The organism is Streptomyces flavochromogenes (assembly GCF_000717595.1).
In the GTDB taxonomy this organism is placed as follows: Bacteria; Actinomycetota; Actinomycetes; order Streptomycetales; family Streptomycetaceae; genus Streptomyces; species Streptomyces flavochromogenes.
The window spans coordinates 1-211 of record NZ_JNZO01000158.1 but is presented as its reverse complement, the minus strand read 5'-3'; the positions used below and the strand labels follow the sequence as shown (position 1 = coordinate 211).

Here is a 211-nt window from a genome sequence, read left to right as displayed (position 1 = left end):
GCCGGAGTACATGGTTCCGTCGGCGGTCGTCGTGTTGGACGCGGTGCCGTTGACTCCGAACGGGAAGACGGACCGCAAGGCCCTGCCCGCTCCGAGCGCCTCGGGTGTGGTCCGCCGTGAGGCGCGGACGGCGCAGGAGGACATTCTCTGCGGTCTGTTCGCGGAGATCCTGGGTGTGGCCCGGGTCGGGATCGACGACGGTTTCTTCGAC

Annotated in this window: 1 protein-coding gene; it reads left to right on the top strand. The window is 68.7% G+C overall.

Annotation, left to right across the window (positions count from 1 at the left end; translation table 11 throughout):
* Positions 1-211 (top strand): hypothetical protein (locus tag IF00_RS42430; RefSeq protein ID WP_037640731.1); only part of this gene is annotated, 211 nt, incomplete at both ends.